The organism is Pseudomonas sp. GW823-FHT06E10 (genome assembly GCF_058794995.1).
Genome location: NZ_JBXAHJ010000005.1, coordinates 41,170 through 53,570, shown reverse-complemented (window position 1 = coordinate 53,570; position 12,401 = coordinate 41,170). Strand labels below are relative to the sequence as shown.

Sequence of the window (12,401 nt, the reverse complement as noted above, 5' to 3'; positions counted from 1 at the left end):
GGGGTTGCGAAGTCTGTCGGCTCAGGACGTTGGGGTCGTCGTGCGTTTCTGCTGATCACGCTGGGCGACCCAGTGTTCGATCAGTTCGCGCAACTGCGACAGTTCCACCGGCTTGGCCATGTGTCCGTCCATGCCAGCCTGGCGCGCACGCTCTTTATGTTCGGCAAGGATATGGGCGGTCAACGCCACCACAGGGGTGCGAACCCGCTGGTTGCCGACTTCCCAGGCACGCAATTGCTGGGTGGCCGAGAAGCCGTCGAGGATCGGCATTTCGCAGTCCATCAGCACCAGGTCGTAACGCTGGGCTTTCATCGCCTGCAGGGCTTCTTCGCCGTTGCAGGCGGTATCCGGTTGCAGGTTGAGCTTGCTCAGCATGCCGCGGATCACCTTGGTCGAGATGCTGTTGTCTTCAGCCACCAGAATGCGGAAGTCGCAGGGGACCTTGACCGGCAGCGTCGGGCCGATTGGCACGGGCTGGGTCGCGACGAGCCCTTTGTTGCGCTGGGTCAGTTCGTCGGCCAGAGTGGTCTTGAGGGTGTAGCCGGCAACCGGCTTGGCCAGGATGCGCTTGATCCCGGAGTTGCGCGCGATGATCTTGCTCGGTGCGTTGCTGATGCCGGTGAGCATGATCAGCAGGATGTCATGGTTCAGGCTCGGGTCTTCCTTGATCTTGGCCGCCAGTTGCATGCCGGTCATGCCGGGCATGTTCTGGTCCAGCAAGACTATATCGAAGTAGTCGCGCAAATGAGCCTTGGTGCGCAGCAGGGCCAGCGCCTCCTTGCCGGAAGATGCGGCGCTGACGTTCAGGCCCCAGGCGCTGCATTGCTGCACCAGCACCTTGCGACAGGTGTCATTGTCATCCACCACCAATACCCGCGCGCCTTGCAGCGGGCCGTCGAGGTCGGAGGTCGGGTGTTCGAGGCGATCCGGGTCCAGCGGTAGGGTCAGCCACAGGGTGCTGCCCTGGTTGTTGCCGCTCTTGATCCCGAATTCCCCCTGCATCAAGCGGATCAGCTGGCGGGCTATCACCAGCCCCAGGTTGCCGCCCAACTGGGTAGCCGAAAGAAAATGCCGGCTGTGCAGTTCGGCGTGCATCAGGGCGTCGCGCTCTTCGGCGTCCATGGGCTCGCCGCTGTCCTGCACGGCGATACGCAGGCGTGGTTTGGTGTTGCGCTCGTCGAGCGCCACGACGATCAGGATTTCGCCTTCATCGGTTTTTTTCAGGGCGTTTTCAAGCAGGCTCAACAGCGTCTGGCGCAAGCGTGTCGGGTCACCGCTGATCACCCGCGGCACTTGCGGCTGGATGAAGCTGATCAACTCGACGTTTTGCTGCTCGGCCTTGGCGCGGAAGATGCTCAGGCAGTCTTCGATCAGCGCGTTGAGGTCAAACTGCACGTCGTCCAGTTCAATCTGTCCGGACTCGAGTTTGGAAATGTCGAGAATTTCGTTGATCAGTGTCAGCAGTTCGTTGCCGGCGCTGTGGATCGTCTGAACATAGTCGCGTTGCTTGACCGATAGCGGTGTGCCCAGCAGCAGTTCGGTCATGCCGAGGACGCCGTTCATCGGGGTGCGGATTTCATGGCTGATTTTCGCCAGGAACTCGGCCTTGGCGTTGATCTCGGCGTTGCTGGCCGCCAGGTCACGACTGATGCTGAAGCGGTCTTCGGTGATGCGTCGCTGGCGCTCGCTCAGTGCAATGCTCATCAACAGGCCGCTGATGCAGATGAACGCCAGCAATGTGGTGATCAGGCCATGGGGTTCGATCAGGGTCAGCCCCAACAGAGCAGGCAGGATGACCAGTGTCCCGAGGTTGAACACCACCATGGCCGCCACGAAGAGGCGAGCCGGGCGATAACCTTTTTGCCAGTGATAGGCGCTGATGAACAGCATGGTCAGGCCAGCCAGGGCTACCAGGCCGTAGGTGATGAAGTTCAGCGGCAAGGTATTGACGAACAGCAGCATCAGGCTGCAGGCGGTGATCAGCACGACCTCGCCAAGCAGCAAGCGGTTCAGCGGATGCGGCCCGAGCGGGGCGAAGAAACGATAGGCAAGCATCAGGCCGCAGGGGGCAGTCATTAATAATGCCAGGTAAGCCCCCGGCGTTTGCAGTGCATGCCAGTCCGGCAGCCAGGGGCCGGCGAGATTCAGCAACAACAGCAGACTGAGCATCAACAGCCCTTCGCACGTCGCCAACCAGAGGGCGCTGTGCGAGCGGGTGTAGGCGTAGCGGATGAGGTTGTGCAGGATCAGCATGGCGATGCAACCGAACAGCAGGCCATAAATCAGCGTCTGGTTCTGGTTGGCGGCCGAGTTGATCGCTGACTGCAGGGTGATGTAGGGTCGTAACTGGTGGTCGGAGGCCAGTCGCAGGTATACGTCGAGGGGGGTGTCGCTTTGCGGCAGGGCCAGCATGAAGTCGCTGCTGGGCAATGGTCGCTCGGATTGGGGGTGTTCGTTGCCCGTGCTGGATTGATCGATCAGCTTGTCGCCGTCCAGTACGTACATGTTGAACTGGCGCAGGTCAGGTGCGAACACGCGCAGCAACTGTTCATGTTTGCCTGGTGCAAGCCTGAATCGCAACCATAACGCGCCATCGGGTTCGGCGGCGGTAATGCGGTCGAGTTCGATAGGGCTGAATTGATTGGTGTAACGTGCGGAACGGATGTCGCTCAGTTGCAGGTCGCCCTGTTCGTCGAGCAATACCGCCCAGCCACTGCCTTGCGCGGCCTGGGCCGGTAGCATGCAGAGCAAGGTCAGCAAAGTGACGGTCAAGCTTATGGCAATCCTGAGCCAGCGCACGGCGAAATCCCTTCGTTAGGTTGATGCCAGAATATAACGATGCGCGGCGCCGGAATAGCCAGGCAATAAACAGTGTTCATTGCCTGGCGCGGTGTTTACCTTATTCCTGATTTTCGCCACGCTCGCGGGCAATGGCGCGGTAGCCAATGTCCTTGCGATAGAAGCAGCCTTCCCAGTCAATCGAAGCCGCGAGCTTGTAGGCCTGCTGCTGTGCAGCGTCAACGCTGGCGCCCATGGCCGTTGCGCAAAGCACCCGACCGCCGGCCGTTACGACTTGACCGTCCTTGAGCGCAGTACCGGCGTGGAAGACTTTGCCTTCCAGTGCGGCGGCTGCATCCAGCCCCTTGATGGCCACGCCTTTGGCGTAGTCACCAGGATAGCCGCCAGCGGCAAGCACGATTCCGACGCTCGGGCGTGGATCCCATTGCGCTTCTACTTTGTCCAGCGCCTGGGCCAGAGCAGCCTCGACCAGCAGCACCAGGCTCGACTGCAGGCGCAGCATCACCGGTTGGGTCTCAGGGTCGCCGAAGCGGCAGTTGAATTCGATGACTTTTGGGTTACCAGCCTTGTCGATCATCAGGCCAGCGTACAGGAAACCAGTGTAGACGTTGCCTTCCTCGGCCATGCCGCGCACGGTCGGCCAGATCACCAGGTCCATGACGCGCTTGTGCACTTCGGCGGTGACCACTGGCGCCGGGGAGTAAGCACCCATGCCGCCGGTGTTTGGACCGGTGTCGCCGTCGCCGACGCGTTTGTGGTCCTGGCTGGTGGCCATCGGCAGGACGTTCTTGCCGTCGACCATGACGATGAAACTGGCTTCTTCGCCGTCCAGGAACTCTTCGATGACCACGCGCGAACCCGCATCGCCAAAGGCATTGCCCGCCAGCATGTCGCGCACGGCGTCTTCTGCTTCGGCCAGGGTCATGGCGACGATCACGCCTTTACCGGCGGCCAGGCCATCGGCCTTGATCACGATCGGAGCGCCTTTTTCACGCAGGTAAGCCAGGGCCGGCTCGATCTCGGTGAAGTTCTGGTAATCGGCGGTCGGGATCTTGTGGCGAGCCAGGAAGTCCTTGGTGAAGGCTTTCGAGCCTTCCAGCTGCGCAGCGCCAGCGGTCGGACCGAAGCAATCCAGGCCACGGCTGCGGAACAGATCCACAACACCGGCAACCAGCGGCACTTCAGGGCCAACGATGGTCAGGGAAACGTTTTTCTCGGCAAAGTCTGCCAGTTGCTCAAGCGCCAGTACGTCGATGGCGACGTTCTCGCACTTGGCTTCGATGGCGGTACCGGCGTTGCCCGGCGCCACGAACACCTTCTGCACGCGCGGATCCTGAGCCACTTTCCAGGCCAGGGCGTGTTCACGGCCACCGCTGCCAATGATCAAAACATTCATTTCAAAAACCTCGGATGACGCAAATCTGGGAACTGTAGGAGCGAGCTTGCTCGCGATGGTGGTTAACGATAACGCGGGGTGTCTGAAACACTGTGGCGTCTAGTCGTTCTTCGCGAGCAAGCTCGCTCCTACAGGGGAATGCTGTGCTGTCAGTGACGGAAGTGGCGCATGCCGGTAAATACCATTGCGATACCGGCTTCGTCGGCAGCAGCAATCACTTCAGCATCACGCATCGAGCCGCCTGGCTGGATCACGGCAGTCACGCCCGCCTTGGCCGCATTGTCCAGACCGTCGCGGAACGGGAAGAAGGCGTCGGAAGCCATCACCGAACCGGCTACCTGCAAACCGGCATGTTCCGCTTTGATAGCAGCAATACGCGCGGAGTTCACGCGGCTCATCTGGCCGGCGCCGACACCGATGGTCTGGCGATTCTTGGCGTAGACGATGGCGTTGGACTTCACGTACTTGGCAACTTTCCAGGCGAAGATCAGGTCATGGATTTCCTGCTCGCTCGGTGCGCGCTTGGTCACCACTTTCAGGTCGTCGGCGCCAATCATGCCGATGTCGCGGCTCTGTACCAGCAGGCCACCGTTGACGCGCTTGTAGTCCCAGGCCGCCGCGCGGTCAGCGGACCACTCGCCGCAGGCCAGCAGGCGTACGTTGGCTTTGGCAGCGACGATGGCGCGGGCCTCTTCGCTGACCGACGGAGCGATGATCACTTCGACGAACTGACGTTCGACGATGGCCTTGGCAGTCTCGGCGTCCAGTTCGCGGTTGAAGGCGATGATGCCGCCGAAGGCGGATTCGGTGTCGGTGGCGTAGGCCAGGTCGTAGGCCTTGCGGATGCCGCCTTCGGCATCAGGGCTGACAGCCACGCCGCACGGGTTGGCGTGCTTGACGATCACGCAAGCCGGCTTGACGAAGCTCTTCACGCATTCCAGCGCGGCGTCGGTGTCGGCCACGTTGTTGTACGACAGTTCCTTGCCTTGCAGCTGGGTCGCGGTGGCGATGCCGACTTCGGCAGGCTTGGCTTCAACATAGAACGCCGCGCTCTGGTGCGGGTTCTCGCCGTAGCGCATTTCCTGGGCCTTGATGAACTGGCTGTTGAAGGTGCGCGGGAACTCGCTGCGACCTTCGGTGCTCAGGGTGTCGGCAGACTGGTTCACGGTGCCCATGTAGTTGGCGATCATGCCGTCGTAGGCGGCGGTGTGCTCGAAGGCCTTGAGCATCAGGTCGAAACGCTGGGCGTAGGTCAGGCCACCGGCCTTGAGGTTTTCCAGGACGCTGGCGTAATCGCTGGCGTTGACCACGATGGCCACGTCCTTGTGGTTCTTGGCGGCGGAACGGACCATGGTCGGGCCGCCGATGTCGATGTTCTCGATGGCGGTCGGCAGGTCGCAGCCTGGCTTGTTGATGGTGGCTTCGAACGGGTACAGGTTGACCGCTACCAGGTCGATCGGCTTGATGCCGTGCTCGTTCATGATGGCGTCGTCGATACCGCGACGACCGAGGATCCCGCCGTGGATTTTCGGGTGCAGGGTCTTCACCCGGCCGTCCATCATTTCCGCGAAGCCTGTGTAATCCGCGACTTCCACTGCGGCAACGCCGTTGTCCTGCAGCAGCTTGAACGTCCCGCCGGTGGAGAGGATCTCGACGCCCAGGGCTTCAAGCTCCTTGGCGAATTCGAGGATCCCGGTCTTGTCGGAAACGCTGATCAAGGCGCGGCGGATCGGCAGGCGGGTAGTCTGGTCGGTCATCTCAATTTCCATCAAAAGCAAAGGAAGTCAGCAAAAAAGGCGACCGGTTTTACGCGGGCGCCTTTCTGGTTTGATTGAATGCTTACAACAAATCGTACTGCTTGAGTTTCTTGCGCAGCGTGCCCCGGTTAAGCCCGAGCATCTCGCTGGCCTTGGTCTGGTTGCCCTTGACGTAGTTCATCACGCACTCGAGCAGGGGAGCCTCGACTTCGGAGAGCACCAGGTTGTACACATCCGTGACGGCAGCGCCCTCAAGGTGGGCGAAATAATTGTGCAGCGCCTTCTCGACACTCCCGCGAAGGGTCTGACCTTCTTCGCTTGGCGTATTGAGGTGCTGTTTCAAATTCACGTTGTCGCTCACGGGTGTTGTTCCACTCACTAAAGTCTCGGTCATCATCGTCATGCGGCCACCCACTCTCCGTCCCCTGTCAGGCTCTTGTAACGCTCGGCGAAAAACGCCCGAACGTTGGCGCATTGTGCATCCGTACCATCCAAACGATTGAAGTGGGCGCGAAACTCCCTGGCGCCCGGCAGGGTTGCGAGATACCAGCCCACATGCTTTCGAGCAATGCGTACGCCCATCACATCACCATAGAAGGCGTGCAGGGCAGCCAGATGCTCTAGCAGAATGCGTTCCACCTCGATCAGTTCCAGCGCCGGGAGTTTCTCGCCGGTACGCAGGAAATGGTCGATCTCGCGAAAAATCCATGGCCGCCCCTGGGCAGCCCGGCCAATCAACAGGCCATCGGCACCGGTCGCGTCGAGCACGTACCGGGCTTTTTCTGGCGAATCGATATCGCCATTGGCGAAGACCGGAATCGACACCGCCTGCTTGATTGCGGCAATGGTGTCGTACTCGGCTTCACCGGTGTACAGGTCGGCACGGGTGCGGCCATGCACCGCCAGCGCCGTAATGCCTGCCTGTTCGGCGATCTTCGCCACCGTCAGGCCGTTCTTGTTGTCCCGGTCCCAACCGGTCCGGATCTTCAGGGTAACCGGCACATCGACCGCAGCCACGACGGCCTGCAGGATCTCGGTTACCAGGGGTTCATCCTTCAACAGTGCGGAACCGGCAGCCTTGTTGCAGACTTTTTTTGCCGGACAGCCCATGTTGATATCAATGATCTGCGCACCCATTTCAACGTTGGCACGTGCGGCGTCCGCCAGCATCTGCGCGTCCCCACCGGCGATCTGTACCGAGCGTGGCTCGGGATCACCTTCGTGGATCATGCGCATGCGCGACTTGCGGGTGTTCCACAAACTCATGTCGCTGGTGACCATTTCCGAGACGACCAGTCCCGCGCCCAAGCGCTTGCACAGCTGACGAAAGGGCTGGTCGGTGACACCCGCCATGGGGGCGAGAATCAAGCTGTTATGTAATGTGTATGGGCCGATGCGTACCGCCGACATAGGACTTCCCTGTTGTGGGGCCGGATCATGAGAGTTCGAAAAAGGGTTGGCATGATACCCGCTCTCGATGACTGGATAAAGGCTGAATTGAACAAATTCTGAACAGTTATTCTGTTATTACCCGTGGTTTGGTTTGCCTGGAGCAGTCAGAAAGCCGGCGTTAATCCGGGAGTAATGAAGCGTTTTACTCCGGAGAGTGGAAGCTCAGACTGTAGTTCACGGCCTTGGCACCTGGGTCGAGAATGTCCAGGGCGATGTGGATCGGCGTTTGCGGAGGCATCTCTGCCATGCCTTCGAGATCGCCATTGAGGTACTCGCCAGGCTTGAAGCGACGACTGGCGATCAGATGGCCATTGAGGTCGGCGAAACGCAGTTCCAGCAGCGGGAAGGGCTGGGAGAAGGGCGCGCGGTTATAGATGATCGCATCGACCACCAGGGCGCCATTGAACTCGGGGTGGCTGCGCACCACCAGATTGCTGCTTTTGATTTTCGCGATGTCGACTTTGGAGGGCACGGTGCAGCCGATTTGCGGGCACAGTTGCTGGAACCACGGGCGATATTGATCCTGTCGCGCCAGTTCGTCGAAATGGTAGGCGATGTACTGGCCAGCGAGGGCGCCTGCGGCAATCAGCACCAGCAGCAACCACAACAGCCGTCGGCCCCAAGGTGAACGGCGTTTTTGCCAGTCCAGTTGCAGCGGGTCGTCGGTCAGGTCTTGCAGCGCTTCGGCGCGCACGCCCGGTTCGCTGCGTTCGCGTCGCTTGCGCAGCGGTTCTATCGAGGGCAGGTTGTCGTCGATTTCACTCTCGTCGGCGGCCGACAGGCGTTCGTGGTTCAGCGGCGCATCAAGAGGGTCGTGCAATCGCAAATGGGGTGGTTGCGGTTCGTCGTCGAGATCAACCGGTTCCAGGGACAGCGAAGGTTCGGTGCGTGAGGTTTTGCTCGTTTCGACCGTCGGCTCTGGTGTTTCAAGGCTGTCGAGCGGTTCGTCGACTGGCGCACGATCGGCCGCCGACGCACTGAACAGGCTGTCGGACCACGGCTCCTCGTCGTCCTGCCCGGCGCTGTCGCGACGGGCGCTCAGCGAGTCGTCGCGATGGCGGCCGAGTTCGGTGGCCGGCTGGATTTCCCGCTGTTCGAGCCGGGCGAGTTCTTCGTCGAGGTCGAGACTGTCCAGGTCCAGTTCGGTCGCGCTCCATTGCTTTTGGCTGATGGCGCGCGGTGGCGATGGCTCAAGGGGCTCCTCAGGCTGCACAGGCGGGAGCGGCGTCGCGACTGGTGCTTCCTTGCCGGCCTGCTCAAGCAACTGCCTGGCGGCATTGAACACCTGCAAGCAGGAGCCGCAACGAACCACCCCGCGAGCCACGCTCAACTGGGCATGGCTGACGCGGAAGCTGGTTTGGCAATGCGGGCACTGGGTGACGAAGCTGTCGGTCATGCGGCGATCCGGATTATGCAGGCGATCATTCTAGCGCCGACGGCCAGTGATGCGCACCCAGCCATCGCGATTGGCGATCGGGTCCAGATCGAAGTCCTTGGCGTAGGCGGCAGCGACGTCGTCACCCTGTTCGGCGAGGATGCCCGACAGCGCCAGGCGACCGCCCGACTTGACCAGGCCCGACAGCTGCGGCGCCAGGGAAACCAGCGGGCCGGCGAGAATGTTGGCCACCAGCACATCGGCCTGAACCTGCGGCAAATCTTCCGGCAGATACAGTGGGAACAGTTCATCAGCGATGTTATTGCGCCCGGCGTTGTCGCGGGACGCTTCCAGCGCCTGCACGTCGATGTCGGTACCCACGGCCTCCTTGGCGCCCAGCAGCAGGGCGGCAATCGCCAGAATCCCCGAGCCGCAGCCGAAGTCCAGCACGTTGCAGCCTTTCAGGTCCTGGCCGTCGAGCCATTCCAGGCACAGTGCGGTGGTCGGGTGGGTGCCGGTGCCGAACGCCAGACCCGGGTCCAACAGCAAATTCACTGCATCAGGCTCCGGCGCGGCGTGCCAGCTCGGCACGATCCACAGGCGCTGGCCGAAACGCATTGGCTGGAATCCGTCCATCCAGCTGCGTTCCCAGTCCTGGTCTTCGATCACCTCGCTGTGGTGCTCGGGCAACGGGCTGCCGGTCAGCAGCTCCAGATGGGCCAATACCGGGCCTGGCTCGGTGCCGCCTTCGAACAGGGCCAGCAGGTGCGTGTGGGACCACAGCGGCGTGGTGTTGAGTTCCGGCTCGAAGATAGGCTGATCTTCGGCGTCCATGAAGGTCACCGACACGGCGCCCACTTCAAGGAAAGCGTCTTCATAGGTTTCGGCTTGTTCTGGGCTGATGGCGAGACGGACTTGCAGCCAAGGCATGGCGGGCACCTTTGAAAAATATTGATTGCAGCCTAGCGGGCTGCGAGAAGCGCGCAAGTTTACGCGAGCGCGGAGGTTTTGTGGGAGTGGCTTGCCCTGTACATCGACACATACCCCTGTGGGAGCGAGCTTGCTCGCGATGGCGGTCTATCAGTCGACATCGATAGTGGATTTGCCGACGCTATCGCGAGCAAGCTCGCTCCCACAGGGGGGGGGCAGTCGGATGAAATGTCCAGATACAACAAAGCCGCCCGAAGGCGGCTTTGTTGATCGGGTCGAAGCTTAGTGCTTCTCGCCAGCCAGCTTGTGCTCGAGGTAGTGAATGTTCACGCCCCCTTTGCAGAAGCCTTCATCGCGGGTCAGGTCGCGGTGCAGCGGGATGTTGGTCTTGATCCCGTCGACCACGATCTCGTCCAGCGCATTGCGCATGCGCGCCATGGCTTCGTCACGGGTTGCCCCGTAGGTGATCAGCTTGCCGATCAACGAATCGTAGTTCGGCGGAACCGCATAGCCACTGTACAGGTGCGAGTCGACGCGAACGCCGTTGCCGCCTGGAGCGTGGAAATGCTTGACCGTGCCCGGGCTTGGCATGAAGGTTTTCGGGTCTTCGGCGTTGATCCGGCATTCCAGCGCGTGACCGCGGATGACCACGTCATCCTGGGTGAACGACAGCTTGTTGCCGGCGGCGATGCTGAGCATCTCCTTGACGATGTCGATGCCGGTGACCATTTCCGAAACCGGGTGCTCTACCTGGACACGAGTGTTCATCTCGATGAAGTAGAAGCGGCCGTTTTCGTACAGGAACTCGAAAGTGCCTGCGCCACGGTAGCCGATATCGATGCAAGCCCTGACGCAGCGTGCGAGTACTTCCTCACGTGCGTTTTCGTCGATACCCGGTGCCGGCGCTTCTTCAAGAACCTTCTGGTGACGACGTTGCAGCGAGCAGTCGCGGTCGCCCAGATGGATAGCGTGACCCTGGCCATCGGAAAGCACCTGGACTTCCACGTGACGTGGGTTGGTCAGGAATTTTTCCAGATAGACCATCGGGTTGCCAAACGCCGCGCCTGCTTCGGAGCGGGTCAGTTTCGCCGAGGCAATCAGGTCTTCTTCCTTGTGCACAACGCGCATGCCGCGACCACCACCGCCGCCAGCGGCCTTGATGATCACCGGGTAACCGACTTCGCGACCAATGCGCAGAGCGGTTTCTTCGTCTTCCGGCAGCGGGCCGTCAGAACCCGGAACAGTCGGTACGCCGGCAGCGATCATGGCGTGCTTGGCCGATACCTTGTCGCCCATCAGGCGAATGGTTTCGGCTTTCGGGCCAATGAACGCAAAGCCGGATTTCTCGACCTGCTCGGCGAAGTCGGCGTTTTCCGCAAGGAAACCGTAGCCCGGGTGAATGGCGGTGGCGCCAGTCACTTCGGCTGCGGCAATGATTGCCGGAATGTGCAGGTAGGAGTGGGCGGCCGATGCCGGACCGATGCAGACGGATTCGTCTGCCAGGCCCAGGTGCATCAGTTCCTTGTCAGCCTTGGAGTAAACGGCGACGGTCTTGATGCCCATCTCTTTGCAGGCGCGCAGGATCCGCAGGGCGATCTCACCGCGGTTGGCGATCAGAACTTTTTCCAACTTCGCAGTCATCAAAGGCTCTCCGCGGTTCAAACGATGGTGAACAGCGGTTGGTCGTACTCAACCGGCTGGCCGTCTTCGACGAGGATGGATTCGATCACACCGCTGGTTTCAGCTTCGATGTGGTTCATCATCTTCATGGCTTCAACGATGCACAGGGTGTCGCCTTTCTTCACGGTCTGGCCGACTTCTACGAAGGACGGCGAGGTTGGCGAAGACTTGCGATAGAACGTACCGACCATCGGCGAACGGGCAACGGTGCCGTTCAGTGCTGGCGCGGCGGCGGCAGCAGGTGCGGCAGCGGCAACCGGAGCGGCGGCAGCAACAGGCGCGGCAGCCGGAGCATGCATTGGAGCTGGCGCGTAGTACTGCTGAGCCGGGGTCTTGCTATGACGGCTGATGCGTACGGACTCTTCGCCTTCCTTGATCTCGAGCTCGTCGATGCCGGACTCTTCCAGCAATTCGATCAGTTTCTTAACTTTACGGATATCCATGAATCATCAACTCCCAAGGGTCGGTCAGGGGCGGTTAACTTGTTGTTCAAGCTGTTCCAGGGCGGCCTCCAGGGCCAGTCGATAACCGCTGGCGCCAAGGCCGCAGATCACTCCCACCGCTACGTCGGAGAAGTAAGAGTGATGGCGGAAAGGTTCGCGTTTGTGCACGTTAGACAAATGCACTTCGATGAATGGGATGCTCACCGCCAGCAGCGCGTCACGTAATGCGACACTTGTATGTGTAAAAGCTGCTGGGTTGATCAGAATGAAGTCCACGCCTTCACTGCGGGCAGCGTGGATGCGGTCGATCAATTCGTACTCGGCGTTGCTTTGCAGGTGCAGCAAATGGTGACCGGCTTCGCGGGCACGGCGTTCCAGGTCCTGGTTGATCTGCGCCAGCGTCGTGGCGCCGTAGGTGCCCGGTTCGCGAGTGCCGAGCAGGTTCAGGTTGGGTCCGTGCAGAACGAGTAACGTCGCCATCGGCGGTTCCTATGTTATCTGTGAGCAATTGTCAGAACCCGGCGACTATGCCGCAAAGCCTTTGTGACTGTCCAGTTCTCTGCAATAGC

At 60.9% G+C, this 12,401-nt stretch carries 10 protein-coding genes; all 10 read right to left on the bottom strand.

Annotated elements, in window-relative coordinates; translation table 11 throughout:
• Window positions 1-21 precede the first annotated feature (21 nt).
• Window positions 22-2,799 carry a hybrid sensor histidine kinase/response regulator gene (locus AC1Q6Y_RS09945; RefSeq protein ID WP_407514957.1) on the bottom strand — a complete coding sequence of 926 codons (2,778 nt, stop codon included), beginning with the start codon at window positions 2,797-2,799 and terminating at the stop codon, window positions 22-24.
• Between the two features lie 100 nt (window positions 2,800-2,899).
• Window positions 2,900-4,195 carry a phosphoribosylamine--glycine ligase gene (gene purD / locus AC1Q6Y_RS09940; protein ID WP_090452915.1) on the bottom strand — a complete coding sequence of 432 codons (1,296 nt, stop codon included), beginning with the start codon at window positions 4,193-4,195 and terminating at the stop codon, window positions 2,900-2,902.
• 149 nt (window positions 4,196-4,344) lie between these two features.
• Window positions 4,345-5,952: a bifunctional phosphoribosylaminoimidazolecarboxamide formyltransferase/IMP cyclohydrolase gene (gene purH / locus AC1Q6Y_RS09935; RefSeq protein ID WP_102669203.1), complete on the bottom strand. Its 1,608-nt coding sequence runs from the start codon at window positions 5,950-5,952 to the stop codon at window positions 4,345-4,347.
• An 82-nt stretch (window positions 5,953-6,034) separates the two neighbouring features.
• Complete coding sequence (gene fis, locus AC1Q6Y_RS09930) at window positions 6,035-6,355, bottom strand: DNA-binding transcriptional regulator Fis (RefSeq protein WP_015093301.1); 321 nt, start codon at window positions 6,353-6,355, stop codon at window positions 6,035-6,037.
• Window positions 6,352-7,362 (bottom strand): tRNA dihydrouridine synthase DusB, encoded by a 1,011-nt coding sequence (gene dusB, locus AC1Q6Y_RS09925; protein WP_057712163.1) that lies wholly within the window; start codon window positions 7,360-7,362, stop codon window positions 6,352-6,354. Before dusB ends, fis begins: the two co-directional genes overlap by 4 nt.
• Window positions 7,363-7,546: 184 nt before the next feature.
• Window positions 7,547-8,800: a DUF3426 domain-containing protein gene (locus AC1Q6Y_RS09920; protein ID WP_492587181.1), complete on the bottom strand. Its 1,254-nt coding sequence runs from the start codon at window positions 8,798-8,800 to the stop codon at window positions 7,547-7,549.
• A gap of 30 nt (window positions 8,801-8,830) precedes the next feature.
• On the bottom strand, window positions 8,831-9,709 hold the full coding sequence (gene prmA, locus AC1Q6Y_RS09915; RefSeq protein ID WP_492624492.1) for a 50S ribosomal protein L11 methyltransferase: 879 nt from the start codon (window positions 9,707-9,709) through the stop codon (window positions 8,831-8,833).
• A gap of 282 nt (window positions 9,710-9,991) precedes the next feature.
• Window positions 9,992-11,350 carry an acetyl-CoA carboxylase biotin carboxylase subunit gene (gene accC, locus AC1Q6Y_RS09910; RefSeq protein ID WP_007994228.1) on the bottom strand — a complete coding sequence of 453 codons (1,359 nt, stop codon included), beginning with the start codon at window positions 11,348-11,350 and terminating at the stop codon, window positions 9,992-9,994.
• A 17-nt stretch (window positions 11,351-11,367) separates the two neighbouring features.
• Complete coding sequence (gene accB / locus AC1Q6Y_RS09905) at window positions 11,368-11,832, bottom strand: acetyl-CoA carboxylase biotin carboxyl carrier protein (protein ID WP_008053948.1); 465 nt, start codon at window positions 11,830-11,832, stop codon at window positions 11,368-11,370.
• Window positions 11,833-11,856: 24 nt separating this feature from the next.
• Window positions 11,857-12,312 carry a type II 3-dehydroquinate dehydratase gene (gene aroQ / locus AC1Q6Y_RS09900; RefSeq protein ID WP_007971361.1) on the bottom strand — a complete coding sequence of 152 codons (456 nt, stop codon included), beginning with the start codon at window positions 12,310-12,312 and terminating at the stop codon, window positions 11,857-11,859.
• Window positions 12,313-12,401: the final 89 nt, after the last annotated feature.